This window comes from Roseivirga sp. 4D4, assembly GCF_001747095.1.
GTDB lineage: Bacteria > Bacteroidota > Bacteroidia > Cytophagales > Cyclobacteriaceae > Roseivirga.
The window spans coordinates 2666961-2692026 of record NZ_MDGP01000001.1 but is presented as its reverse complement, the minus strand read 5'-3'; the positions used below and the strand labels follow the sequence as shown (position 1 = coordinate 2692026).

General features: G+C 43.4%; 23 protein-coding genes. 9 read left to right on the top strand and 14 right to left on the bottom strand.

Annotated features, from left to right (window positions below; genetic code table 11):
• The first annotated feature begins 33 nt into the window (after positions 1–33).
• On the top strand, positions 34–882 hold the full coding sequence (locus tag BFP97_RS11845) for an aminotransferase class IV (protein ID WP_069844291.1): 849 nt from the start codon (positions 34–36) through the stop codon (positions 880–882).
• On the opposite strand, the gene BFP97_RS11840 is transcribed toward BFP97_RS11845, so the two are convergent.
• The 7 genes from BFP97_RS11840 to BFP97_RS11810 all read right to left on the bottom strand — a co-directional run bounded on the left by BFP97_RS11840 (position 879) and on the right by BFP97_RS11810 (position 7222).
• Positions 879–1172 carry a hypothetical protein gene (locus BFP97_RS11840; RefSeq protein ID WP_069842624.1) on the bottom strand — a complete coding sequence of 98 codons (294 nt, stop codon included), beginning with the start codon at positions 1170–1172 and terminating at the stop codon, positions 879–881. The two genes, BFP97_RS11845 and BFP97_RS11840, sit on opposite strands and share 4 nt — an antisense overlap.
• Before the next feature lie 39 nt (positions 1173–1211).
• On the bottom strand, positions 1212–1577 hold the full coding sequence (locus tag BFP97_RS11835; protein WP_069842623.1) for a hypothetical protein: 366 nt from the start codon (positions 1575–1577) through the stop codon (positions 1212–1214).
• Between the two features lie 22 nt (positions 1578–1599).
• On the bottom strand, positions 1600–2337 hold the full coding sequence (locus tag BFP97_RS11830) for a hypothetical protein (RefSeq protein WP_069842622.1): 738 nt from the start codon (positions 2335–2337) through the stop codon (positions 1600–1602).
• Positions 2338–2369: 32 nt separating this feature from the next.
• Complete coding sequence (locus BFP97_RS11825; RefSeq protein ID WP_069842621.1) at positions 2370–2780, bottom strand: DUF3052 domain-containing protein; 411 nt, start codon at positions 2778–2780, stop codon at positions 2370–2372.
• A gap of 109 nt (positions 2781–2889) precedes the next feature.
• Positions 2890–5466: an FtsX-like permease family protein gene (locus tag BFP97_RS11820; RefSeq protein ID WP_069842620.1), complete on the bottom strand. Its 2577-nt coding sequence runs from the start codon at positions 5464–5466 to the stop codon at positions 2890–2892.
• Positions 5453–5788, bottom strand: coding sequence for a PadR family transcriptional regulator (locus BFP97_RS11815; protein ID WP_069842619.1), 336 nt, complete (start codon positions 5786–5788; stop codon positions 5453–5455). Before BFP97_RS11815 ends, BFP97_RS11820 begins: the two co-directional genes overlap by 14 nt.
• Before the next feature lie 111 nt (positions 5789–5899).
• Positions 5900–7222: a hypothetical protein gene (locus BFP97_RS11810; RefSeq protein ID WP_069842618.1), complete on the bottom strand. Its 1323-nt coding sequence runs from the start codon at positions 7220–7222 to the stop codon at positions 5900–5902.
• Between the two features lie 97 nt (positions 7223–7319).
• Between BFP97_RS11810 and BFP97_RS11805 the strand changes: the two genes are divergently transcribed.
• On the top strand, positions 7320–8021 hold the full coding sequence (locus BFP97_RS11805; RefSeq protein ID WP_069842617.1) for a hypothetical protein: 702 nt from the start codon (positions 7320–7322) through the stop codon (positions 8019–8021).
• Here BFP97_RS11805 and BFP97_RS11800 read toward each other — a convergent pair.
• The 4 genes from BFP97_RS11800 to fabG form a co-directional block, all read right to left on the bottom strand.
• A complete protein-coding gene (locus tag BFP97_RS11800; RefSeq protein ID WP_069842616.1) occupies positions 8014–8421 on the bottom strand; it encodes a DoxX family protein in 408 nt (135 codons plus the stop codon). The two genes, BFP97_RS11805 and BFP97_RS11800, sit on opposite strands and share 8 nt — an antisense overlap.
• 37 nt (positions 8422–8458) lie before the next feature.
• Positions 8459–9268 carry a tetratricopeptide repeat protein gene (locus tag BFP97_RS11795; protein ID WP_083262523.1) on the bottom strand — a complete coding sequence of 270 codons (810 nt, stop codon included), beginning with the start codon at positions 9266–9268 and terminating at the stop codon, positions 8459–8461.
• Positions 9269–9336: 68 nt separating this feature from the next.
• Positions 9337–11424 (bottom strand): VWA domain-containing protein, encoded by a 2088-nt coding sequence (locus tag BFP97_RS11790; RefSeq protein WP_139135282.1) that lies wholly within the window; start codon positions 11422–11424, stop codon positions 9337–9339.
• Between the two features lie 105 nt (positions 11425–11529).
• Positions 11530–12276, bottom strand: a complete 747-nt coding sequence (gene fabG / locus BFP97_RS11785) for a 3-oxoacyl-[acyl-carrier-protein] reductase (protein ID WP_069844289.1) — start codon at positions 12274–12276, stop codon at positions 11530–11532.
• A 164-nt stretch (positions 12277–12440) separates the two neighbouring features.
• Here fabG and lpdA point away from each other — a divergent pair, with 164 nt between their 5' ends.
• From lpdA to BFP97_RS11750, 7 genes are all read left to right on the top strand, one after another.
• Positions 12441–13835, top strand: coding sequence for a dihydrolipoyl dehydrogenase (gene lpdA, locus BFP97_RS11780; protein ID WP_069842614.1), 1395 nt, complete (start codon positions 12441–12443; stop codon positions 13833–13835).
• A gap of 12 nt (positions 13836–13847) precedes the next feature.
• Positions 13848–14396, top strand: coding sequence for an RNA polymerase sigma factor (locus BFP97_RS11775; RefSeq protein WP_317039351.1), 549 nt, complete (start codon positions 13848–13850; stop codon positions 14394–14396).
• A 1-nt stretch (position 14397) separates the two neighbouring features.
• Positions 14398–15204 carry an anti-sigma factor domain-containing protein gene (locus BFP97_RS11770; RefSeq protein WP_069842612.1) on the top strand — a complete coding sequence of 269 codons (807 nt, stop codon included), beginning with the start codon at positions 14398–14400 and terminating at the stop codon, positions 15202–15204.
• 363 nt (positions 15205–15567) lie between these two features.
• Entirely contained in the window at positions 15568–16113 is a 546-nt protein-coding gene (locus BFP97_RS11765; RefSeq protein ID WP_069842611.1) for an REP-associated tyrosine transposase, read from the top strand.
• Between the two features lie 277 nt (positions 16114–16390).
• Positions 16391–18658: a TonB-dependent receptor plug domain-containing protein gene (locus tag BFP97_RS11760; RefSeq protein ID WP_069842610.1), complete on the top strand. Its 2268-nt coding sequence runs from the start codon at positions 16391–16393 to the stop codon at positions 18656–18658.
• A 1-nt stretch (position 18659) separates the two neighbouring features.
• Positions 18660–19745, top strand: coding sequence for an HmuY family protein (locus BFP97_RS11755; RefSeq protein WP_069842609.1), 1086 nt, complete (start codon positions 18660–18662; stop codon positions 19743–19745).
• A 38-nt stretch (positions 19746–19783) separates the two neighbouring features.
• A complete protein-coding gene (locus tag BFP97_RS11750) occupies positions 19784–20695 on the top strand; it encodes a DUF6607 family protein (protein ID WP_069842608.1) in 912 nt (303 codons plus the stop codon).
• 83 nt (positions 20696–20778) lie between these two features.
• Here BFP97_RS11750 and BFP97_RS11745 read toward each other — a convergent pair whose 3' ends face one another.
• The 3 genes from BFP97_RS11745 to BFP97_RS11735 are packed head-to-tail and all read right to left on the bottom strand — an operon-like array spanning position 20779 to position 25006.
• Positions 20779–22983, bottom strand: a complete 2205-nt coding sequence (locus BFP97_RS11745) for a PepSY domain-containing protein (RefSeq protein WP_069842607.1) — start codon at positions 22981–22983, stop codon at positions 20779–20781.
• An 8-nt stretch (positions 22984–22991) separates the two neighbouring features.
• Positions 22992–23489, bottom strand: a complete 498-nt coding sequence (locus BFP97_RS11740) for a DUF2271 domain-containing protein (RefSeq protein WP_069842606.1) — start codon at positions 23487–23489, stop codon at positions 22992–22994.
• Positions 23489–25006, bottom strand: a complete 1518-nt coding sequence (locus BFP97_RS11735) for an ankyrin repeat domain-containing protein (RefSeq protein WP_069842605.1) — start codon at positions 25004–25006, stop codon at positions 23489–23491. Before BFP97_RS11735 ends, BFP97_RS11740 begins: the two co-directional genes overlap by 1 nt.
• Between the last annotated feature and the right edge of the window lie 60 nt (positions 25007–25066).

The following is a 25066-nucleotide window of genomic DNA, read 5'->3' as shown; positions in this document are numbered from 1 at the left end:
AGTTAACAAGTGCATGGGCAAACCAATACGAAGATGAAAGAGACGGTTCACTACTTTAACGGCAACTTTGTGCCAAAGCGTCTAATTAATTTGTCAATTGATGATGTGGGTATTTTAAGAGGCTATGCAGTGTTCGATTTCTTTAAGGCGATCGGCAATGTTCCACTCTTTTTGGAAGATCATCTGGATCGTCTCGAGAACTCCGCCAATAAGATCAACTTAGAATTGCCCATTTCAAGAGATGAGATTAGAAAGGTGATTAAGAAGCTGATTTCAGAGAATCAGTTTTCGGCAAGCAATTTTAAAATCATTGTCACCGGGGGTGAATCAGAAGATGGCTTTTCGCCTGGCAATCCCCAAATTATCATTCTCAACAACCCTCATAAGGATCCTATGGCTGAACTCTTTGAGAAAGGGATTAGTCTGATGCTGTTCGAATATCACAGAGATTTCCCTGAAGTAAAGTCTACCTATTATGCTCAGGCACTATCACTCCAAAAGGGATGGTTGGCCAAAGGTCATACGGATGTTCTCTATCATGACGGAACATTCGTTTCGGAAGTATCCAGAAGTAACATCTACTTTTTTGAAGGCGATAAATTGAGAACCAATAGAGAAGGCGTACTTGGAGGAGTGACCCGTAAAAATGTACTCAAATGTGCTGAATCTTTATTCAATGTTAAGATCGGGCCAATTCGTTTGGATGAGCTGCTCAGGGCTGAGGAGGTTTTTATTACCAGCACCAATAAGAAAGTGATGCCTGTGGTGAAACTGGATGATCAGCTTATAGGAAATGGGGAGGTAGGAGATAGAACGAAAAGGCTAATGAAGGCCTTCGATGAATACATTGATCAGTATGTTAGTGCTAGGTCAGCAGGTTAGGCATGATCTAACTCATAGCCAATTACATCCAGAAGCATATCCATAATCTGGATTGGAAGTCGCTTTTCAAGATCTTTGTACCGATAATTGATTACATGGCCGTCTTCTAGTTGGAAGGCAATGCGTCCGGTCTGAATTTTGTTCTCAAAAATTTGAATTTCAAGGACGGTATTGTCGATGCCATTGCTGTAGGTATTGTTAATTCTCCAGGTAATATTCTGACCTACTTCTTCGAGCTTGCCCAGCAAGCTACGGACCAGTGTTTTGTTTTCTTGAGCTACCGCCTCCATATTGACTTTTATAAGACAACGGTTGAAAAGCCATATTGGTTATTCGTCTTCTGGGAACGGTACGAATAAGAAGTTGGTAAAGGTCTGGTCCACTACAAAAAGGCAGCAAAACTCATCTGGATTTTTGAAAGCCTGCTTAAAAGCGTTCTCATCTTCAACAAGTTTGCGCTGTACAAACTCATCTAAATAGGTGATGTGATAATTCCACTCGGTGTTCAGTTCATTGCGACCAATAAGCAATTGCCCAATGGGAATATCAGTTTGTGAAATTGGGAATATGGGAAAATCAGAAAAGCCTCTTTTTCTGACTTGATAAGATGCCTCTTTCAAGGTATCGGCCACCACTACAAAATCCTTTGTGATAGAGCCGAGGTATTTACCATTTAATTCCGGATCGTTTTGCATGGGGCAAAATTAGTAAACGAATTCATTTTAGACCTGGAGATTCAAGTTTAAAACTACCAACTGTAATATCCTTTGCTTTTAACAATTGACTTATGGGACGCACATGAAGTTCCCCAGTTAGAAAACTGCAATTCAATACATATTCATTGCCCTCAATATCAAAGAACCTAAGTCCTATTGAGCATTCAATTTTATCATAATTCAATGGAACTGTTATTCTTAGGACAATATACTCTCCCACAAGTTTTCTAATACTCTTTTGCGTATTGCTCTTTGCACTTGCGTCTTGTGAACTACTTTTAAATTCTAACTCGTTCCAGATTAGGTCGTTCTTTAAAATTTCAAATGAATATGCAAACTCAACATGAAAGCTGGTCTTATTTTGGTTTTTACTTTTAAGTCTTACCTCTGGCCTTACTTCGGCCATACGTGTAACTCTGTGCATCTGAATTGTTTCTCTATTTATTTCAGCTATTTGAGCTTGCGCCTCTGCCGATTTTTTTAATTCTGCTCTCGTTAGGTTGAGTTCTTCTCTTTGCAGTTGTAATTCTTTTCTCTGCATCATTGCCGTATAGATTAGTAGAGCGAAGGCAAGGGAACTAAATAGGGCGTTTACGGCCCCAAAGGAGTCTCCTATTGAGCCGGATACAGTAATTGAGCCAGATTTGAGATAAATTAGATAAGTGACTCCAGCCCAGATTATCGCCACTGAGATAATAGCGATTACTAGATAGGGTTTTGTGCGGTCTTTATTGTTCATCTATGAATTTATGCTAAAAAATAATTGAATGTTCACCTATCCTTTACTCGGTACATAAACTTTAGTCCAGACCAGATGTCATCAATGGCAGCTACTTTGACATCTACCAGTCCGATATCCAAGCCAAAACTTCTGATCACATTACCATCAAGGTCAGTTTTGAGCTTTGAGGCTTTCTTTGGCCACGAGATCCAGAGGGAGCCGTCTTTCTTGAGGTAATCTTTGACAGGCGGAATCAGAGATTTCATACCCTCCTGAGACATAAGGAATACATGAGCAAAGTCAACGCTCTCGGCCTTCGGTTCTTCGATGGCTTCTATGTCGGGCATTGCTTCGAATAGGTTGAAGTAATACTCAGGGATCTGCAAAAAGTGGCAAGCGTATTGATCCTTTATTCCGAGTTTTTTGGCTAAAGGTGTGCCTGAATATCCGGCAGTTGTCATGGAATAAGTTTAAAAAGTGATCATATAATATAATTACTTTTTAAGCAACAAAAAGGCCTCAAGGTGTTGAATCACACTTTGAGGCCTGTTTTTCTGATGAGTGGTGTTGTTATTCCTCCTTTAGGTAAGTAATCGGATTGGCACGCAGTGCTCTGTATAACTGAGAGAATACCGTCAATATCGCTACTCCCAAAACGGTAATTAGAGCCGCAGCGCCAATGGTCCAGCCAAAGTCAATTTTGTAGGTATAGTTGTTCAGCCAGTCCGTCATTATACTAACTGCCACGGCAAGTCCCACTGCTGCGCCAATCAACAAAAGCCAGATGTATTTGCTGAGGTAGAGGCCAAAGATTTGCTTGCCATTAGCTCCAACGACTTTTCGGACGCTCACATCCTTCATTTGCTGACGGATTTGGTTGCCCACAAAACCCATGAGTCCAAGGCAGGAAAGGAATATAGCCGCTGCCGAGCCTACCTGGGCAATCTTCTTGATACTTGCCTCTAAAGCATATCGATTAGCAATGTCATCTTCCACGAAACCATAGCTGAACGGATAAGGGGAGAAGTATCGGTCGTGGATCGCCTCTATCTGGGCTATCTTGTCTTGACTGATATCTGAGAACTTGATATAGGTATTATAGGTGAGCAGTCGATCACCCATCCACATGACCAGAGGATCTACTCCAGAACGTAAAGACTCGAAATTGAAATTCTTAACAACGCCCACAATGGTTGGCTTTTGGAACTCGCCATAACCGAAATAGATTTGCTTGCCAATGGGGTTTTCGAGCTTTGTCTTCTCCAAAAATGCCTCATTCACAATGACAGCTCCCGTGACATCGGTGGATATTTCCCGGCTAAAACTTCTCCCATCGACAAGTTCTATGCCCATCGTTTCAATATAATCAGGGTCTATACGAGCGTGACGTACATCTACCCTTACATCATTCTCATCTTTATAATTGGTCCCATTAAAGCCTGAAGTGATGGTCACATTTTCTACGCCAGCAACAGCCAATATGTCATTTTTAAAGCTCTCTTTAGTTTGTGCGTCTTGGATGGGTCTGAATATCCGCACCACTTTTTCTCCGGAATAGCCGAGGTCATGATTCAGCAAGAAACTGAGCTGACCATTCATGGTAAGCATACCCGCGATTAGAAAGGCTGAAATGGCAAACTGAAGGGTGATCAGGCCCTTGGCCAAATAGTTTTTACCTCCTAGTTTCGATTTGCCCTTGAGCCCATTAATGGTTTTGTAACGTGATAATAATAGCGCAGGGTAGATGCCAGAAAGCAAGGTGACCACCACGAGTATGAGCATTCCACCAAAGAGCACCTCGCTGTTAAAGATGATGTCGAGTGTATAGGTTTTCTCAGCATATTGAGCGAAACCTGGTAGCATCAGTGCCATAAACACTATTGATAAGATTAAGGCGAGAAAGGCCGAGATAAATGCTTCTGCCACAAACTGCTTGAATACCGAAGTCTTTTCAGCTCCGAATACTTTGCGAAGCGCAACTTCTTTCAATCGGATGATGTAATTACCTACAGCGAAATTGGCGTAGTTTACACAGGCGATCAGCAGGCAGAATATTCCAATGATGGTCACAATGGTAATCAATTCGTTATCCCCTCTGGCCGCAATGCCATTGCCTGTACCGAACTCAGGGTTGAGGTGTATATCCGTCAATGCCTGAAGCCCTAAACGAACCTCAACTTCTTCCAATTCCGGATCTTCTGGAAAGACGTCATTCATCTTTTGTTCAACCACTTCAGCACTTGAGTTGGGGTCGATTTGAAAGAAGGAGTTCATGTTGATGTCGAACCAGACTTTTGTTCTACGCTCGTTGTCAGCAGCCCAGCTAGAAAAGGGGAAGATGATTTGCGGCCTGATAGAAGTATTCAGTGGGAAATCTTTATAGATGCCAACTACTTTTAATGTCTGATCTTCTTCTCCTGCTGAGACGGTGATCTCTTGTTGGCCGCTCGCTTTTGCAATACCAAGGCGGTCGGCAGTAGCTTCTGAAACTACTATCGAGAGTGGATCAGTAAACTCTCCAGGGTTGCCGATGAGAAAATCCACGGAAAATATTTCGAAGAAATCACGATCGGCATAATGGAAGGACTCTTGCTGATAGGCGTCCTTCACTTTCACCAAGGTTGAGGCATTTTTGAACCGACTGCTCCTGATGATTTCAGGTATCTGATTGGGAAATTCTTCCCCCATGATATAAGAAGAACCGGCAAAGCGATCCACACGATCCGCACTGCTCATAGTGGCAGTGGGTCTATAGACATAATCGCCATTGGCATAAAAGCCATCAAATGATTGCTCGTCTGTGACGAAGATATAAGCGAGCCAACTGATGGCAATTCCCAGAGCGAGGCCCAGGATGTTGAGACTGGAATAGCCTCTGGTTTTCCATAGAAACCGGATGCCGATTTTGAAATAATTCTTGATTAACATGACACTATTATTTTGAGTTTGAACTTTGATTCTAAAGTACCTGAGGCATCTGATTACCTCGAAAATGTATTTTCTGCGTGCATAGGAGATCCCCTTTTCAGTAGCGCGCCACTGAAAGGCTTCATATAAATCTCCTTCCACTTCTTCGACCAGGTCAGTGGGGCAGATGTATTGTAAAAGCCGTAAGGCCCAATGTGGAGGGCTCTTAAATGAGGCCATACTGTAATGATGTTTTGGGAACCAGCGACCACATTTCTGATCTGCGTTGCTGGAGTTCTTGAGCGATTCGGTAACCGGCTGGCGTACCCTGATAATACTTCTTTCGCTTGCCGCCCCGCTCAGGCGTGGGCTCACCAAATGAAGATTTTACCAGACCCTTCTTCTCCAGTCGCTTTAGTACAATATGGATGGCAGGGAGCGATATGCTCTGTTTGACATGATTCTCATAGACTTTGGCTATCTCAACACCATAACTCTCCTCTTTCATTAATACAATCACCAGAATGGTCTCTTCTAGTGATCCAAGGGAATATTCACTCATATAATTAACAATTGTTTATAATATGGTGACGAATATAATTAACATTTGTTTAATTAATCAAATTAAGAGTAACGAAATGGTCAAGAACTGTATTGAATTGGTCGCTTTAGTCTACCAGTTGGGCTTCGGGTTAGGATCGTATCGGTGCCAAGGGACCTCATTTACCCAATTAAAACCTCGATTGGTCAGATAGAAGTTGGATAGATCATAGGTCTTCAACTTCATTTGTAGTGTGTCCTGCTCAAAAACTCCACTTAGGGTAAGGCCATCATCTAGCTTCTGATAGGATAGGGGATATTCCTTTTTGAGCGAGTCTCTTCCAATGGTGAAAGTCACGGTCATTTCAACGGTGTCGATCGTACTTGAATAGTACCTGACCCTATCGTCCATAAATATGGCAATCGATCGATTTGGATCTTCAAAGATGAGGCGTTGCCACCTTTCCTTGTCCGTCAATAGTGGAGGTAAAGTGTCTCCATTTTTTATATAATGCTCTACATCATAAAGACCCAATAGCGCTGATTTGGGTCTTAGCTCTCCATATTGTTTCCTGCTCCTCAAGTCCCGACTGATTTGTGACTGGAAGAAATAGAAGACGAGTAGTACCTGAATTAGTAGCAATACGTTCTTTTTCCATTGAGTCTTAAACATGGGTGGCCATGGGGTGATCTTCTCCGGTTTTTGGAAGAGTAACAAACCGAAAATGGCCTTTCGGTCGATCATAGCGATATAAAGCCCCATGAACATCAGTTGTGCTGAAAAAAGCTTTACTGGCACATCATAGGCCATATTGAGCATAAAGACATTGAACATTACCCCGAAGGTGACGAGTCCTCCGAGGGTTCTGGTCCTCCTGAAAATGAGCAATGTACCAGCGATCACTTCGCTCATTCCGGCATAAACGGAATAGGTCTTGGACGCACCCATAAATGTCCAGAGTAGTCCCATCGGACTTGATTGGCCATATGTTCTGAGTAATCGGTCTATCCTTAGCTGTGGCATTTGAAGCCAAAAGACTTTGATAAAGCCATAGAGCAGCATATAGAAAACCAGGTAATAGACGGTGATGAGTACAAACCAGCGCCAAGGGCGATAATAGTTCTTTCGGCCTTTGTCGATCAATGACCAGATGATGGTCCCAATTAATGCTAGCGTGGTAAAAAGACCATACTGCACCCAATTAAAGGACATGTCTCCACTACCTGTGGGAGTACTGGAAAGCTCCTTTAAGCCCAGTAGTTTTGTCCCAACCAGATTGGTGACCCAAGTCCAGAAGTCACTGAATTGAGTGTCGAGCCAAGACTCATTGAAGACATTCAAAGGGATAGTGAATGGGAAGGGAAGAATGAATAGGAGGAAGAGTATAAAAATAAATCTGAAGCCGATTTTCCTAAGAGGGCTCCATTCCTCATGTGCAGCCAGGGTAGTTTCCATTGAAAAAGTATTTGGTTTGAAATTAAAGGATTTAGCCTGAGTTTTTAATACCGCTCACCATTATGGAGTGTGAAAATTGTTTTTTAGCTTTCTCATTATGAAGAAGAATGGATCTTCCCGAAACATCAAATACTTCCTGGCAGAGCTGATGATTCTGATCATCGGTATTTCCGTATCCTTTGTACTGAATGAGTACAGGCAGCAGAAAAAGGAGGAGAGACAAGAAGTGCAATTGTTAAAGAGTTTTAAGGCCAACCTCATTAATGACAGCACTATTCTATCTGCTGGGTCAGAACTTATGTCAAAGCAGATTGAATCTGCCAGAAGACTGATTCTCCTGCCCAACGATGCACCATTCAAGGATAGTACCGCACTGGATGTCGTGACCCTTTTGAGTTACTTACCCTTCAATCCTGAGGATATCACTTATCAGGAAATGAAAAGCTTGGGAACAACTTATATCATTCAAAATGATGGCCTTTCAAAAGAGATCATTGGCTTGTATGAGCGTTCTTATGAAAACATTCATGAATGGACGAGCATTGATTCTGACCATGTCAAAAACAAGCTGATCAAATTTACAATCGATCGTTTTCCATTTGCTCCCAACCTCAACTTTGCCGTATTAAGACCAGCCAAGCAAAGAGAATTGATGTCACTGATCAGGACGGATGAATTCAGGCATTTGGTCCAATGGGGAATGCTGTACAAAGCAAGTACCAAGGCTCAGTTTGATGCTGGCATTGCGAGTATAGAATCTATTATTAAGAAAATCGATGCCGAAATAGCCCCTAATTAAAGAGTTTCTGATCCATAGAATACTTCCCTGGGCCTGTGATAAACAAGAACAGGTAAGCCAATAGATACAAGAATGCCTTTTCCTGCCCTCTGAAGGGATCATCAAGATGTACCGTAGCCAGTGCAACAATCATGGTAATCATCAGCGGAACAAGGGCATAACGCGTGGTCAGTCCTAAAATCAAGAGTATGGAACAAATGAACTCACCAAAGGCAGCTAATATCAAGGAAGCTTCTGGCCCAATGCCCAGTGGATCGCCAAATTGAAAATTACCATTGAGCACCTTTTGAAATTTAGGATACCCGTGGGTGAACATCATCAAACTTGTGGCGACTCTAAAGATGAGCAGTCCAAAGTTGACGGCAGAAGAATTCTTGCCTGTTTTCAGTAGTCTCTTCATATCAGATGAATTTCCTACAATAAAAGAGAGAATCAGATTATTTGCAATACTCGTCCATATAGGCGGTAGCCAGCTCGTCATCCATGGCATCTCCTTTCTTGAAGTCAGCGCAGGCCGAGCTTACACCATGCCAGGACGAGGCGAGTTTAGCCATACCCCTTCGCGCATAAGCCTCAGTGTATTCAGGGTTTTTCTTTATAGCGAGATCGTAGTTATCTATCGCCTCATCGTAATTTTCATAGTGAAGAAAAACAGCTGCTTTGTTGAAATAGGCGACTGGAAGATTAGGATCGATCTTTAGTGCCTTATCAAAGTCTTTAATGGCATAGCTACCATTACCGGCTCTAGCCCAAGCGGCACCTCGACTGATCAATGCCTGCACATCATCTGGTCGTTCGTTCAGGTATTTACCGAGGTCTTCAATACCATTATAAGACTCCCCGAGTTTGACGTAGGCTCTGCCACGCAATGAACGAGCTTCCAGGTTATCAGGTTCAAGACTGAGTATCGTATTGGTGTCAAATACCACACCATCAAAATTCTCAAGTTCAAAGGAGCAACGGGCTCTGCCTAAAGTGGCTTTTCTGGAATTGAATCGAAGTCTTAGAAGCGTATTATAATCATCATAGGCCTTGTCAAACTCCTCCAGCTTTTCATTGGCTAATGCACGATTGAAGAGCGCATACTTATCTTCTGGTTCTAACTTGATGACCCGATCGTAGGCAGCGGCAGCGGCTTTGAAGTCACCTGCTTTCATATGCTCATCGGCTTCTTCACGAACGGCCGTCATATCACAGGAGCAAAGAAGAACTGCAAGTGCGATTGTGTTAAGGAGTAATGTGCGCATATACAAATAAACTAAATGATTAGTTTAATGTTGCAATATGGGGACTAAAAATTAAGTTGATTTAACATTTAATAGCTTCCGTGGTACTTACGGGTAAACCATTCCACAGAGAGTAGTACCAATAATAGGAGCAGAATCCAGGGGTTATGGATGATTGGATTCAGTCTTTCATTGGACCGAGCCAATGGTTTTGGATTAAGCGCCTCTATGGCATCGACTGCCTGATCGGCCTGACTGAAAGGGAAGAACTGGCCTTCCGAATTGTTGGAGATATTCCTTAGCAGTTGAAAGTTGGCCGTAAGGTCAATGTCTTCCAGAGCCAATTTCTGAACAGCAAAACTACCGCTAGCCACTTCCCGATTACCTGCAAGACTAGTGGAGGCTGTATAACGATAAACACCTGGTGTCAAACCATTTAACTGATAGTTCTCAGTAGGTGTGTTGACGTAGTTATACTCTACAGTTTCATTTTCACTATTGGTCACCTTTAAGTCGATATTATAGTCGTAGACTTTTTCAAATAGCTCATTATAGACTTCGGTATTGAATTCCACAGGCTCACTTTCGAAATAGCTTTCTTCCGTGGTACTGACTCTAAAATTTCTCTTGTCGTCCTTGGTTGCCAGGTATTGAATCAGCTTGCCGAACAATTCATTAAACAGTTCAGGGGTTTCATACAGGCCACTTTCCTGAAGTTTCCATTTCCATATGCCACTACCTGAAAGTACTGCAGACTTTCTCTCATCCCCATTGTAAATACTTAGCAGCGGTCTGTTGGTCTGCACATTACCAATTTTTTGATAGAGGAAGATATTGGCATTGTTTTTCAAGGTAAACTGTCCGTAAGGGGCTCTTATCGGTGGATAGTCTCTTCCTCGACTAAGGAGTGTTTCGTCAATAGAGAATAGCTCGAAATTGGGGTTCAAGTTTCCACCAACCAGATCAGATTGCCCGAAGCTCTGATAGCTAATCACTGGATTGGTTTGGTTCATGGTGTTCAATGACCCGGTACCCGTAATAAACCAAGTGTTCGTTTTGTCAAGCCAACTGTTTAACCAAGGAGGTAAATCTGTGACGCCAGGAAGCTGATGCATGATCAGCAAATCGAATGGTCCGTCAGGGGTATCTTCGGTAATGCCGTCCAGGTAGATTTGCACTTCCGTGCCTTCTTTTGATTCAATCAGGCTTTTCAGGGCTTTCACATCAGGATGAGGCGATGCCGCAGCGATCAGTATTTTTTGTTTGCTATCAACTGTCTCAATAAAGGCCCTTCTGGTATTGTTGACGGTAGAGCTTTCGCCTTCTTTTGGTACGATGACAATATTATAGGCTTCAACGCCAATGGTCTCCGCATCCAGAATAAATTCGAGGCTATTCACTTCCTGATCACCCTTGAGACTGAGGTTTTGAGAACTCACCAAAGCGCCTCGCTTTCTTACTTCGACACTGACATTCTCATCTACATAACCATTATTATAAATGTCTACTACCAAAGGGAATTGATTACCCTGATAAACTACTTTGTTATAGTTAATGCGCTTGATACTCAGATCACGCGCAGGGATGGTATCGCCTACACCCACGCTGAAAACGGGGTAGTTCAAGGTGAGGAATTGTGGCGAACTGCCATAATTGTGAATGCCGTCACTTAAAAGTATGGTGCCGACCAGGTTTTGTTGTTCAAAATCCTGCCGAACGCCTTTCAGTATACCATGAAGGTTGGTCGCTTGCTGATCGAACTGAATGTCAGAAGCATTGTCATAATAGCTTTCTATTCCCCTGATACGGACATCAAGATCGGCATCTTCTAATCGATCGGCCATAGTAGCCACTTGATTTCTTACCTCAATAAATTGGGTGGAATCATAACCATCGGGTAGGGAAGCAGAATCATCTACCGCCAGTACAACGATCGGCTTTTCCTCAAAGAATTCGATTTGATTCAGCAGAGGTCCCAAAATCAAAAAGCACATGATGCTGATCAGGGCGAAGCGAAGTCCTGCTAAGAGTCGGTTAACAGATTTGCTCCAAGGAGAGTTTTTCGTGTATAACAGTACTGCATATCCTGCACCAACCAACAGACATAATGGTATAAACCACGATGAGAACTCTGTCTGAAGTGAAATCTTGGAAAGGAGTGTAGAAAGGTTATACAATGCTTAGAAGCCTAAGTAAAATCGGTTAATGACAGTATAACGCATAACAACGTAAATAAGCCATTAACCGATTCGAAAATTGTAAATGAATTTTATGAATGGCGCTTAGGTCATCATGCCGCCATCTACAACAAGGGTCTGTCCTGTCATATAAGCAGACATATCTGATGCTAAGAAAACGCATGCATTGGCCACATCTTCAGGTGAACCACCACGCTTCAATGGAATACCATCTCTCCATCCCTGAACGGTCTTTTCATCCAACTGATCTGTCATCTCCGTTTCGATAAAACCGGGAGCAATAGCATTAGATCGGATGCCTCTTGAGCCTAGTTCAAGGGCGACTGATTTGGTGAAACCGATGATACCCGCTTTAGAAGCAGCATAGTTGGCTTGACCTGCATTTCCTTTCACACCGACTACAGAAGTGATGTTAATGATCGATCCGGCACGTTGTTTCATCATTGTTCTGGTGGCCGCTTTCACGGTGTTGAAACAAGACTTAAGGTTCACGTTGATCACCTCGTCCCACATTTCTTCTGTCATTCTCATTAAGAGATTATCACGTGTGATACCTGCGTTGTTTACGATGACATCGAGCGAACCGAATTCGGCTACTACATCATTCACCAGTTGCTCAGCTGCATCAAATTCAGCTGCATTGGAACGAAAACCTTTCACTTTAGTACCAAAGGCAGCAAGTTCGGCTTCTAATGCCTGTCCTCTTTCAACACTTGAGAGGTAAGTAAAAGCCACATTTGCACCCTGTTGTGCATAGGCAGTTGCTATTGCTTTGCCAATGCCCTTTGAAGCACCAGTTACTAAAGCAGTTTTTCCATCTAAAAGACCCATATAAATTGTTTTGAAGTCAAAAATTAAGCTTTCGGTTTTGTGCTCACCGAAATCAATCTTCAAATAAAACCAAAAGGATTAACTCATACAATTCCAGTATTTTTTTGTCATTGGATTTGGCTTAACTTTGCGGCTCTTCAAAACGAGAAAAATCAAATAGAAATATGGCAACGAAATACGATTTAATAGTCATTGGAAGTGGCCCTGGAGGATATGTGGCAGCGATTCGAGCATCTCAGCTCGGTATGAAAGTAGGTGTGGTTGAGCGTTCAGAGCTAGGTGGAATTTGCCTGAACTGGGGATGTATTCCTACCAAAGCACTTTTGAAGAGTGCTCAAGTATTTGAATATGTGCAGCATGCACAGGATTATGGAATCAAGATTGAAGGAGCTGAGGCCGATTTTGACGGCATGGTGAAAAGAAGCCGTGACGTTGCTGCAGGTATGAGCAAGGGCATCCAGTTTCTATTCAAGAAAAATAAAATCGATCATATTGCTGGTTTCGGTAAGCTGAAAGCCGGTAAAAAGGTAGAAGTGACTGCGGAAGACGGTTCGAAAGTAGACTATTCTGCTGATCACATCATTTTGGCAACAGGTGGTCGTTCAAGACAATTGCCTAACCTGCCGATCGATGGTAAAAAGATTATCGGTTACCGCGAAGCAATGGTATTGGACAAGCAGCCTGAGTCCATGGTGATTGTGGGTTCTGGTGCTATTGGTGTTGAGTTCGCTTACTTCTACCATTCTATTGGTACTAAAGTGACCATCGTTGAGTATATGGATCGTATTGTTCCTGTAGAAGACGAGGAAGTTTCTAAGCAATTAGAGAGAACCTACAAGAAGTCTAAGATGAAAATCATGACCAGCTCTGAGGTGACTTCGGTAGATACCAAAGGCGCGAAGTGCAAGGTGCATGTGAAAACTAAGAAAGGCGAAGAAGTGCTTGAAGTAGATGTAGTACTTTCTGCAGTAGGCGTTTCTACCAACCTAGAAGGCATTGGTCTGGAAGATGTTGGTGTGGCTACGGATAAAGGCAAAGTGATCGTAGATGATTACTACAAAACCAATATCCCTGGTGTTTACGCGATTGGTGATATTGTTCATGGTCCAGCTTTGGCCCACGTTGCTTCGGCCGAAGGTATTATCTGTGTAGAGAAGATTTCAGGCATGGATGCTGAACCATTGGATTACAATAACATCCCAGGTTGTACTTACTGTAGCCCTGAAGTTGCTTCTGTCGGTTATACTGAAAAGGCAGCCAAGGAAGCCGGTTATGATGTGAAAGTGGGTAAATTCCCATTCTCAGCATCAGGTAAGGCAAAAGCTGCGGGCGCTAGCGATGGTTTCGTAAAAGTAATTTTCGATGCTAAGTATGGTGAGTGGCTAGGGGCACACATGATTGGTGCCAATGTAACGGAGATGATCGCTGAAGTTGTGGCGGCTAGAAAGCTGGAGACAACAGGTCACGAGATCATCAAGACGGTTCACCCTCACCCTACTATGTCTGAGGCAGTGATGGAAGCTGCAGCTGCGGCTTACGATGAAGTAATTCACTTGTAAACAAGATTATATATTTCTCCTGTACCCAACCATATTGACGAGAACGAATTAGTTCTCCGGCTCAAAGGTCAGGACAAAGAGGCCCTGGCTTATCTCTATGATAAGTACGGGGCCGCTTTGTATGGTACTGTGGAGAGAATTGTCCAGAGTGAAGAGCTGTCTACCGAAGTCGTGCAGGACATCTTCATGAAAATCTGGAATAAAATAGATCAATACGACTCCAAAAAGGGGCGTTTCTTTACCTGGATGCTCAACATGGCCCGAAATGCGGCCATCGATAAGGTGAGGTCCAAAGAAATCAACCGATCGGCTAAAACTGATTCGATTGATGACTACGTATATACGATTGATAGTCAAAATCAAAGCGAACTTCCCATTGATGGCATTGGTGTAAAAGAACTCATGAATGACCTGGCAGAAGAGCAGCGATTTGTTTTGCTTAAAGTATATTTCGAAGGTTTTACACATTCGGAGATCGCTGAAGAGTTTGATATTCCTCTGGGAACGGTCAAAACCAGATTGAGATCTGCATTAAAACATTTAAGAAAGCGACTGGAATAGCTTGGATATAAAAAAGTACATATCGTCAGGAATCTTAGAGGCTTATGCCCTTGACACCCTCTCTGCTGAAGAACGGAAAGGCGTGGAGGATATGTTGAACCAATATCCTGAGCTGCAAGCCGAACTTGAAGCAATCGAGCTGTCTTTGGAAGCTGTTGCTATGAAAACGGCCGTGGCGCCACCTTCAGGCTTGAAGGATGCCATATTATCTGGTATTGAAGATGCGGCACCTGCCGAAACTCCTTCCAAGGAAACTAAAGTGGTAGCCATGCAACAGCCATCGTCTTGGAAGTATCTGGTAGCCGCTTCTGTCGCGCTCGCCTTAATCAGCGGCTATATGGCCTATGACTATCGTGCCAAGTGGAAGTCTACCAATGAGGCTTATGCGGAATTGGTAGGCAGCAATACACTGATGGCCGATCAATACAACAAGGTCAACCAAAGACTGGAAGGTATTGAGAGTGACTTGGCGATTATGAGCAATACAGAGTTTTTGAGGGTTTCCATGGCAGGCACGGAAAATGCGCTTGAAGCTTCGGCCAGTGTTTTCTGGAACAAACGGACCGAAGAACTCTTCCTCAATATCCAAAACCTCAAAACCCTGTCCGAAGATCAGCAATATCAGTTATGGGCCATTATTGACGGCAAACCGGTGGATGCCGGAGTCTTTGACTTAGGTGCTGAAGGACTGATCAAAATGAAGAATACTGCCTCCCAGGCAGTCGCCTTTGCTGTGACCATCGAACCCAAAGGTGGTAGTGAAGCACCGCACCTAGAAACCATGCAGGTGATCGGGAATGTGGGATAGGCTCTGACCCTAGCGCTTTGCTCTAGCGCGCACTTGTAGTGCGTGCTGATCTTAAAAGACATTATACTTTGTAATATGGGTCCGTACTACAAGTGCGAACCAGATGAGGTACACCTTACCGGAGTCAAAGTTATTCTCGGAATTTGGTGGACATTAGCTGTTTGTCTCATACTTAGTTTTTTATTTTAGCCTTTAACTCTCTTGTCTTAGCGCTCACCTGTCTGCCGACAGGCAGGCTTGTAGTGAGTGCTGATCTTAAAATACATTGTAATTTGTAAGATGGGTCCGCACTACAAGTGCGAACCAGGTACGATCGAACATTTAATAAGTGGACGATCTTATGCTTTATGATTAAATTAAGTCATGTCCGAAAAGTATAAGGTTCGTAATCCACAAGCAGTTTACTTTATTACCTGCACTGTAGTTGGTTGGGTAGACTTATTTGTTCGACCTACTTACAAGGACATTGTTATCAATTCACTTAGGTATTGCATTGAACGTAAGGGTTTGAAAGTTCACGCTTATGTAATTATGAGCAGTCACATTCATTTGTTGGTCAGTACGAAAGATGATGTCTCACTTCCTGATGTTATTCGAGATTTTAAGACATTCACATCCAAAGCACTGATTCATGAAATCAAAGCTATCAATGAGAGTAGACGGGAATGGTTGCTGAATAAGTTTTCTTATGAAGCGAATAGAAAGAAACGAGGCAGTGAGTATAAATTATGGAAAGACGGGTTTCACCCAATTGAAATACTATCAGGAGAGATGTTGGCACAGAAACTGGATTACATCCATCAGAACCCAGTTGTTGAGAGAATAGTAGATGAGTCTGTGGATTATGTCTATTCCTCAGCCCGTCAGTATGCTGGTGAGGTTGGAGAGCTAGAGATTGATTTTATTTAAATTGAAGATAGGTCCGCACTGCAAGTGCGAACCAGGGTTTTTAAACCTAGTGCGCACTTGCAGTGCGTGCTGATCTTTAAAACCAGTTACCTAGGCCCCCACTGGTCTTAGCATCTCGCTAAGACCATATTTCGAACTCGGGCATCATCCATGGACTAAACTACTAACACTAGTGAGTCGCATACTAGCACTAGTGATTCACTTATACCAGCACTAGTGATTTCCGGTGGAGCACCCGCCCTCTATATTTGCATCTATTAAGAATCATTCTAAATAAATGCAAAAAGCAGCACTGATCTTTATTATAAGCACATTATTGGGTGCTCAGGCCTTGGCCCAAGGGCTTCTCTTTAGGGATATTGAGACTCAAAAGCCAGTGTCTGGGGCTGTGGTAAAGCTGCAGTCATTGAACGGAAACCAAAGTGCTGTCGAAGTAACGAATGCCCAGGGAGCAGTGGTGGCAAATCTTCCTTTTCCTATCCTTATTCAGACAAGCCACCTGGCTTATGAAGTCTATCGTGATACGCTTTATGCAGAAGGGGTTAGGGCCTTTGCGCTAGTGCCAAAAGCTAAGGAATTGGATCAGGTGGTAGTAACGGGGCAGTTCAATCCTCAGGCGGCCAGCAATTCCATTTTCAGGGTACAAACCATCGATTCAAAAGAGTTCAAGCAGCGGGGTGCTTTTAACCTGCAAGAGGTGCTGAGCAATCAACTCAATATTCGAGTCAGTCAGGATTTGGCGATTGGCAGTTCGTCCATTAGCCTTCAGGGTATTTCAAGCCAGAATGTAAAGATCTTAGTAGACGGTATTCCATTGGTCAACCGATCGGGGAATGGCAATGGCGCAGATCTAAGCCAGATCAACCTCCAGAATATCGAGCGAATCGAAATTGTAGAAGGCCCCATGGCCGTGAACTTCGGTGCGAATGCATTGGCTGGTGTTATCAATCTGATCACCAAAAAGGATTTTGAAGAAGTCACAGAAGTCAGATTGGATATTCAGTCAGAGACCGCTGGCAATGAAGTCGGACTGGATGCGGGTCGGCATGTGCAGTCCCTAAGCCTTAATCACCGACTGAATGAGCATTGGTCGGTATTGGTAAGTGCCCAGCATAATGATTTTCTCGGTTTTCAAGGGGGTGCTGGTCTTCGGCAGCATGAATGGAATCCGAAGAGGCAATGGTTGGGTAATGGTCTATTGAAGTACCAGGGAGGAAATCATACGCTGCATTATCGCTTCGATGCCCTCAATGAATTGATCGAAGACTTTGGCTCCACGCAGAACAACTTTTTACCCTCAGGTGAAAACCAGCCTTTCGCCATTGATGAAACCTATGATTCAAGGCGTTATTCCCATCAGATTCAGGCAGAAGGCAGGCTGCCCTTCCTGAATAGATATACTGCCTTTGCCTCCTTCTCAGATTTTGAAAGAAACAAGAGGCGTTTTAGCAAGAACATTGTCACTGGAGAGGAGCAACTGACCAGTGGAGATGGTGATCAGGATTTGAGTACCTATCGGGTTTGGGAGTTTGGAGGCACAGGTTTCTTGAGTCCAGCGAATGCTTTTGATCTACAGGTAGGATATCAGATCTCGCTGGAACGCGTTGGTGGCGGCCGAATCCTGGATGCTGCGCAGGGTATCGAAGAATATGCGGTTTATACTTCCGCAGAATGGAGGCCTCTGGCCAAAGCCACTTTTAGGCCTGGGCTTCGCTTTACCACCAATAGTGCTTTTGGTAGCCAGCTGATTCCGTCACTACAGTTTAAGTACCATCAAAGCGAGGCCCTGCAGTTCAGGTTCTCTTACGGCAGAGGCTTTAGAGCGCCATCGGTACGAGAGCTTTACTTCGAGTTTGTCGATTCTAATCACAGGATTTTCGGAAACCCAGACTTGACGCCCGAAACCTCAAATCACTTCAGCCTGAATACCATTTCGAGCTATAAAATCGTCTCGACCAAGGTGAAGGTTGACCTCAACTTATTCTATAATAGCATCAGCGATCAGATTTCTCTGGGTCAGAATGTGAATGATGTCACGAGCACCACTTACCTGAATATTCAGCGTTTTAAAACCCAAGGTATTACGCTCACGCAGCAGGCACAGATTGGTCGACTATCGGCCAACGTAGGCTTTTCTTATATCGGTCGTTTCAATCAGATTTCAGAGGCTGAGGAAGGTCTTACGACTTTCTTCTATTCACCCGAGTTCAATGCCAACTTGTCCTATCAGCTTCCTAAAAGTCGCACTTCCATCAATGCTTTCTATAAGTATACAGGCAGACTGCAGTCCTACTTCACAGAGACGAATGCGCAAAATCAACAAGTGGTCAGCATAGGAGAAATCAACGATTTCCATTGGCTAGACGCTACCATTATTCAGCCTTTGGGCAATGCCTTTGAAGTGACACTGGGCGCAAGAAATATTTTAAATGTAATCAATATCAATAATTCAGGAGTGGGCGGAGGAGCCCATTCTGGAGGGCCTTCAGTACCCATATCTTATGGAAGGTCCTACTTCTTAAAACTAAGCTATAATCTAAAGTAAAATGATACAAAAAAGAGTAACCTATTGCCTGGCCGTCATTGCCTTAATAGCCATGACAGCTTGTTCTAACGATGACACCCCGACTATCGATCCACCGGCTACAGGAGCCATTATTGACCCTTCCGTAGGTGGTCCGGAGCAGCCGAACCAAGTCTTTATCGACCTATCAAAAGAAAGCCAGACTTCTGTGGCCAGAAACTCTTGGGACCTAGGCTTCTATACGGGTGCCGATTTCAGAGTGATTCTGAATAATTCAGCCAGTACCTTGGCCAGATCAATCGATAAGAATGATCTAAATGATGTGACGGCAGCCGATACTGCGGGCTTTGGTGCACAGCTCAATATTGATGCTATTTTCGGTGCCCTATTTGGCCCACCACCGGCATGGTTATTCAGTGCTGCGACTTGGTCTGATGATCCGTCAGGAGACCTGACAAAGACTGCGATTGCCGAAGTTTCTGCCACTGCTGATGACAACCAAGTCTATATTGTCAACAGAGGCAAGAACCCGAACGGTTCGCCTAGAGGATGGATGAAAATCCGTGCCTTGAGAAGCTCAAATGGCTATACTCTTCAGTACGCTGAGATCAATGCCACAGACTATCAGGAATTGACCATCGCTAAAAATGATGAGGTCGATTTCGTTCCTGTGAGCTTTGATAACGGGATTATCTCCACTGTTCCTGAAAAGAATGAATGGGATTTCACTTTCACCATTTTCACCAGCCTATTACCAGTGAGTACGGATATCTCTATCCCTTATGCCATCAGAGATTACATTCTGATTAATGCCAATAGGGTAGAAGTGGCCATGGTGGAGATCACTGCTGGTACTACTTATGAGGACTTTGCGATTGGTGGCATCGGAGCACTAGATTTTTCTACGGAAGTAGCGACTATTGGCAGCGGCTGGAGAAATGTAGCGCAGCCAGGATCAAACATCGAAACCGGCATTAAGGATGACATATTCTATGTGGTGAAAGATGCTGGTGGGAACTACTATAAACTCCGCTTCACGAGACTTGTCGATGCACAGTCCGGAGAGCGAGGAAACCCGCAATTCCAATATGACCTACTAGAGGAATAAGCCAAAAGATTTAAGAGACGAATACAATACGATTTAATATGAAACAATTACTAATGATCGCCCTATGTGTCATAAGCATGAGTACTTGGGCACAAAGCAAAAAGAAGCAGGATGTTGCTGCTATCAAGGAAATGTGTGGATGCTACAAGGTGAGGTTCGAATTTGCCGAGACCTTCGCGCCAGACAGACGCTATGAGTTCCATAAAAACTATAAGTCGAAGGGTTTAGAGTGGGTTCAATTGGTGGAAGAGGATAAGAATAAGGTCTCTTTACAACACCTATTGATTGTTGCGCCTAAGACGATCGTGAAGCATTGGCGACAGGACTGGGTTTATCAAAATACAGACTTTTATACCTACGATAAGGACAACAGTTGGAAGTATAAAGCACTTTCAAAGAAGGATGTCAAAGGCCAGTGGTCACAAAAAGTCTATCAGGTAGATGGTAGTCTTCGTTACGAAGGTTCTGCCAGCTGGGTACATGTAGATGGTCGACATTATTGGGAGAATACTGCTGATTCGCCTCTTCCAAGACGTGAGTATTCTAAGCGAACAGATTACAATCTAATGGTGAGAACCAATCGTCAGGAGTTGACACCAGAAGGTTGGGTGCATGAGCAGGACAATGATAAGGTCATCCGATCAGAGAAAGGCGATAAGCTATTGGCTCAAGAGAAGGGTTGGAATACCTATACCAAAGTTGATGACAGCGAATGTAAAGACGCTCAGGATTGGTGGGCAAAAAACAAGCAATACTGGTCTGATGTAAGACAGGTATGGGATGAAGTTTTTGCTTCAAAAAGCACGTTAACCTTTAAGCGAAAAGTAGACGAGAAGGTGATGTACGAGAGAATTTTCGCCCTTGGAGATAAAGTGTTGGAAGCAGATGCTTATGACAGTGAAGCGATTCAGCAAGAGTTAACAGAGATCATAAACACATATCGTGATTAGTTAAATTGTTTCATACAATCAATGGTGGAGAGGAGCGCGCAAGTGTTCCTCTTTCTTTTTGTACTTACTAGGATGAATTTTGATTAGTAACAGTCGGTCTTAATTTGACCACACATTTTCAGGTGATCAAGAGTGAGTCCCGATCCTTTCTTGAGATGCTCAGCCAGTACCTTTTCTACTGCTTGCTGCATGCTAAGTCCACCACAAATCATGATGACATGGCCCTGGCTCAGCGCGGTGGTAATTGACTCTAGTTCTTTGGCAATAACATCCTGAACATATTGTTTCTCGTCACCTTCTCTGGAAAATGCCGTGATGACTTTATTGAGTTTTCCCGATGCCTTGGCTTTCTCCAATTGATCTTCATAGAGTTGGTAAGAAGCCTTGTTTTGCCCTCCCCAAAAGAGTGAAATGTGCTGATTGAGAGAACTGTCATTGATCATGCCGAGGTAAGGGGCGATGCCGGTTCCATTAGCAATCATAATGATGCCTGGTGCTTCCTTGGGGAAGTGGAAGTCTGGATTTGCCCTTAAGTTGCCTAAAACTTTGCTCCCTGGATTTACCTGACTCAAATGGTTAGAGCAGAGGCCCATTTCGTGCTTTCTGATGCTGAGCGTAATCGTTGATGCCTCACGATCCACCGACATGGAGTACAAACGTTCACGACTTTCTTCCGGAGGCACAATCGATAGGAGATCACCCGATTGATATGCTTTGAGCTTACGCTTCGAAGCTTTCAACTCCAACAGAAATGTTTGATCTGCCGCATTGGGAGAATCACGTCTGTCAAGCACTTTGAATGTCGACTGCTTCTTTTTTGGAACGGATAGATCCTTTTCGTCAATCACGATTTCATGACCCAGTTTTGCTCCTAAAGCATTGATCCAGTTCAAAAACTCGTCTTTGGACCCATTATTCACTTTGTGCAAGGGTACTAACTCGGTCGCCTCTGAGACCTGACTTAATTGATCATCGGATTCAATGGCGAACTGGCAAAAGTCAGGATAAGCAGTGCTGCCAAAGCCTAAAACCGAGTATTGGAATGGCTGTGACTGTTTTAATTGCTGAACCTTATCAATAAACTTCGTTGCATTGGCTGGTGCCTCACCCACACCATAGGTGGAGGTCAAAATGAGCAGATGCTCCATACTATTGAAGGGCTCATAATTGTCCATGCCGGTCAGATACACCTTATGCTTCAATTTGAGTAAGCTCTTTTGTAGTGCTATCGCAAAACTCATGGTGCTCCCTTGTTCTGAACCCACCAAGATGACGATCTGGCTTTCCGTCTTGCCATAAGGATTCACAATTTTGGTTTTATCCCTTTTCAGGTAAATGGCAAAACCACTGTAGATAAAGAATAGAATGCCGATGCAGGTAAGACCTAATATGGCCGCCCAAATAATGGTGCCTTCACCCGTATGAAGATTAAAGCTCATTTGATAGGCCAGCTTCACAAATGGGTAGTCAAGCTTGCTGATTACTTCCCCATTAAATTGGTTAACAAGGAGCTCCTTGTTCTTCAGTTTGACTTCGTAGTATTCCTCAGGAAATTCTGCAAATGGAAAGTTGATATCTCTTAGATCTTCGAGGGTATAGGTATTGAATGCCTCAAAAGAGGATAGGGCTTGCTTAGGTTCTTCCGTGAGTCGGGCCTCATCTATTGAGTGATCGAGTGGAGGTATGACAACCAAATTGAACCGCTCCATAAACAGATAGGTGCCCGTGGCGCCAAGCACTATGATAGATAAAATGAGCCAACGACTGAGGCGCGTATGATAGTCTTTGTAGAAGTCATTTTTGATGACTTTCGAAAAGTAGTTTTTGAGACCTCCTTGCTTCTTAAGGATCAGAAAGAAACCGCTGAGTGCCATAAACATGAGTATGACAGAGGCCAGGCCAATGAGAAATCTTCCGATCTGACCCAAGAATAGGGATCGGTGTAGGGTACGGCTGAACTCAAAGATTCTCGGGGTTCGGATCAGGTCACCAATCTTCAGACCTGTGAATGGATCGACATAAAAAGGAGTGTCTGAATCAATAGTTTGAATAGAGACAAAGCCATTCTTGTCACGAGATATGTTCAGCACCTCCTCGTGTTGTGCTGTGATGTTGGTGATCGCCTTGCTTAATAGTAAGTCATCGGCTTTTTTCACCTGATAGGAATGTGTCTTTTGATAGATAGGTTCAAAAGACAAGATAGCGCCTGTTATGGACGCTATCAGAAGAAATATCGTACTGATTATAGCTAGCCACAGGTGTGTGACCCGCCACAATGAGAGTGACATATGGATTTTTACTTAGCCGACTTTTGGATTAACTGTACATAGCGGATGTAGCCATTACCCTTTAAGCGCTGACCTGCCACATCTTCCGTAAGCTCTATCTCTAGATCTTTTTCGTGGTAGTCTTGGTCTTCTACAGCAGTTTCGAACCTTAGCTTGTAACCGGCATTGAGCATTGAAGCATCTAGATCCAATGTGGTCACTTTTCTGCCACCACTGGAAATGGAAGCACCGGCCATACCATCGATGGCTACTTTATTACTTGGGTAATACTCGTACCATGCCGGTAGGTCTTCATACCAGTCTTCATCATCACCGTGTACTGATAGTGTCTTTACGTATTCTCCTTCAGCATTTAACACAGAAACCACAACATAAGCGCCTTCACCACCATAGTTGGTTAATTGGATAAGGCACTTAAAAGTGATAGCATCACTGTTGATAGATTTAAACCCAAAGCTGATGCTTGCTGCCAATAAGAGAACAGCGATTAATACTTTGTTTTTCATTATTGCTGAGTTTTCAAGAATTCAATATTGGCGATGTTGGCGCCTAAAATTTCGTTTTCCATGGCCAGGTCGTAAGCAGACTCTTCAAATTCTGTTCTTACGTTTTTATCGGCACCAGAAGCAATCAAGAACTTGAGTAAGTCGCTGGTTTCTGATAGCATAGCCGCATGGTGTAAGATGGTTTGTCCGTTGGCATCTTTAGCGTTGATATCAACGCCCATGGCAATTAGCTTTTCAAGAAGATTTTTGTTCTGCTTTGCAATGGCTACATGTAGAAGCGTCTGCCCATCAAACTGTGTTGTCTTTGGATCATATCCTTTTGACGTCAAGAATTTCATTTTTTGATCGAAGAGATCAAGGTTGTTTCGCGTACCATCCACGACATGGTAACCTAGATCATAAGCTCCATCCGCTTTGACTTCCACTTGAGCTCCGGCATCAGCAAGAAATTCAACTACGTCCATATTGTTGTACTTGATCGCACGCATGAAGCTTGAAAAGCCTTCTTTATTCTTGCGACTAATGTCTCTGGTTTTGCCGGCCAGGAACTCGATTTTTTCCAATCCTCCTCTCGCTGAAGCATTGATTAGAGGCGTATTGCCATCTTTATCCACCTGGTTGACATCAGCACCCTTGTCTAAGAAGTACTGTAACATTTCAACGTCATTCGACCTGAAGGCCAGATTGTGAAGCGCATTTCTGCCTGACTTAGTCGATTGTGCAGGATCGAGCCCAAGGCTTTCAAAGTATTGGAACAGTTCGATTGGAGATGCTTCGTCTTCTCCAAAGTTTCTATTCGTTGCAAAGTAGAAAGCATTCTCATCAGTCTTTGGGTTAGACTTGAAGTCGACTTTGTAATCATCAACAAGCTTTTGTAATAGTTCCTTATTTCGAGTAGAAGCTGCATAGTGGAATAGACCATTGCCGTTGTCGTCTGTATCATGGATATCTACACCTAAGCTGATAAAGTAGTCCAACATTTCGGTGTTTTCGAGTCGACCGGCAAAAGTCATTAAGACATTTCTACCGTTGCGCTCATTCTTTGCTGTAATGTCTAAGCCATTGGCCATGGACAGTTCATAGACCTTTTTGTTGGACTGGCCTGAACGTGCTGCAAACATCATGGCATTATTGCCGCCATCATCTACGATTTCAATTTTGATTCCGCTAGCCAGTAAGTATTCCATCACTTCAGTATTGCCTCTTAAGGCAGCCCAGTGAAGGTAGGTTCTTGCATCGTGTGTAATGGTATTGACTTCACCTACTTGCTCTACCAAATATTTGACAACATCTGTCGAGTTATTCTCAAGAATAGCATAAGTAGTTGGGTCGAACATGGACGAGTTGAACTCAGTAGGCGAGTGGCCTTCTTTTACTTTTTGTTTTACTTCTTCCAATGAAGGTTTTGATCTCCAAAAACCTCGATCCAAGAGTTTATTGGCCTGTTGTGCCGCTGTCGTAAACTCCATGAACAAGCAAGAAATCAATAAAATCCCAGTTAGTAATCTGATTCTCATAGCGAACGGATTCGTTATTGTTGTTATTTAGACTAATTCCAAACAAAGGTAAAGCGCAAA

What these genes read in the sequence shown, in the direction of transcription:
- BFP97_RS11815 (WP_069842619.1), bottom strand. Translation starts at nt 5,788, where the DNA reads ATGAGTGAATATTCCCTTGGATCACTAGAAGAGACCATTCTGGTGATT.
- BFP97_RS11760 (WP_069842610.1), top strand. Translation starts at nt 16,391, where the DNA reads ATGCAAAAAGCAGCACTGATCTTTATTATAAGCACATTATTGGGTGCT.
- BFP97_RS11735 (WP_069842605.1), bottom strand. Translation starts at nt 25,006, where the DNA reads ATGAGAATCAGATTACTAACTGGGATTTTATTGATTTCTTGCTTGTTC.
- BFP97_RS11805 (WP_069842617.1), top strand. Translation starts at nt 7,320, where the DNA reads ATGAAGAAGAATGGATCTTCCCGAAACATCAAATACTTCCTGGCAGAG.
- fabG (WP_069844289.1), bottom strand. Translation starts at nt 12,276, where the DNA reads ATGGGTCTTTTAGATGGAAAAACTGCTTTAGTAACTGGTGCTTCAAAG.
- lpdA (WP_069842614.1), top strand. Translation starts at nt 12,441, where the DNA reads ATGGCAACGAAATACGATTTAATAGTCATTGGAAGTGGCCCTGGAGGA.
- BFP97_RS11740 (WP_069842606.1), bottom strand. Translation starts at nt 23,489, where the DNA reads ATGAAAAACAAAGTATTAATCGCTGTTCTCTTATTGGCAGCAAGCATC.
- BFP97_RS11835 (WP_069842623.1), bottom strand. Translation starts at nt 1,577, where the DNA reads ATGCAAAACGATCCGGAATTAAATGGTAAATACCTCGGCTCTATCACA.
- BFP97_RS11795 (WP_083262523.1), bottom strand. Translation starts at nt 9,268, where the DNA reads ATGCGCACATTACTCCTTAACACAATCGCACTTGCAGTTCTTCTTTGC.
- BFP97_RS11825 (WP_069842621.1), bottom strand. Translation starts at nt 2,780, where the DNA reads ATGACAACTGCCGGATATTCAGGCACACCTTTAGCCAAAAAACTCGGA.
- BFP97_RS11800 (WP_069842616.1), bottom strand. Translation starts at nt 8,421, where the DNA reads ATGAAGAGACTACTGAAAACAGGCAAGAATTCTTCTGCCGTCAACTTT.
- BFP97_RS11755 (WP_069842609.1), top strand. Translation starts at nt 18,660, where the DNA reads ATGATACAAAAAAGAGTAACCTATTGCCTGGCCGTCATTGCCTTAATA.
- BFP97_RS11750 (WP_069842608.1), top strand. Translation starts at nt 19,784, where the DNA reads ATGAAACAATTACTAATGATCGCCCTATGTGTCATAAGCATGAGTACT.
- BFP97_RS11830 (WP_069842622.1), bottom strand. Translation starts at nt 2,337, where the DNA reads ATGAACAATAAAGACCGCACAAAACCCTATCTAGTAATCGCTATTATC.
- BFP97_RS11745 (WP_069842607.1), bottom strand. Translation starts at nt 22,983, where the DNA reads ATGTCACTCTCATTGTGGCGGGTCACACACCTGTGGCTAGCTATAATC.
- BFP97_RS11840 (WP_069842624.1), bottom strand. Translation starts at nt 1,172, where the DNA reads ATGGAGGCGGTAGCTCAAGAAAACAAAACACTGGTCCGTAGCTTGCTG.
- BFP97_RS11810 (WP_069842618.1), bottom strand. Translation starts at nt 7,222, where the DNA reads ATGGAAACTACCCTGGCTGCACATGAGGAATGGAGCCCTCTTAGGAAA.
- BFP97_RS11820 (WP_069842620.1), bottom strand. Translation starts at nt 5,466, where the DNA reads ATGGCCTCATTTAAGAGCCCTCCACATTGGGCCTTACGGCTTTTACAA.
- BFP97_RS11845 (WP_069844291.1), top strand. Translation starts at nt 34, where the DNA reads ATGAAAGAGACGGTTCACTACTTTAACGGCAACTTTGTGCCAAAGCGT.
- BFP97_RS11765 (WP_069842611.1), top strand. Translation starts at nt 15,568, where the DNA reads ATGTCCGAAAAGTATAAGGTTCGTAATCCACAAGCAGTTTACTTTATT.